Annotated in this window: 1 protein-coding gene; it reads left to right on the top strand. The window is 42.3% G+C overall.

Annotated features, from left to right (window positions below; translation table 11 throughout):
* Positions 1-24: 24 nt before the first annotated feature.
* On the top strand, positions 25-307 hold a 283-nt coding region (locus CVN76_RS30810), incomplete at its 3' end, for a hypothetical protein (RefSeq protein ID WP_157805489.1).

Below are 307 nucleotides of genomic sequence, written 5' to 3' on the forward strand. Positions count from 1 at the left end.
ACAAGACCTACAGGGTTGGCCCTCATGGCTGAATTAACTATTTTAACAGCGACGCCTACGCCTTTTAAGCTGCCTTTTAATACATTTAGCGCTCCCTTGGCTAATCCCGTAATGATTGGGCCAATTTTTTTTAGTGCGCTGGCTGCTCCTTTTGATACATGGCCTATCATTGAGAGTTTCCCGGTTGTCTTGTCGCCTCTTCCGTTAAACAAACTAAAAAGATTAATCATTTTAGTTACTGATCCAGCTAATAAACCGAAGCTAAAAACAACAGGCACAGCCGCTGCACCTATAAGGCCTATAATAA

It is taken from the genome of Bacillus sp. mrc49, assembly GCF_002803435.1.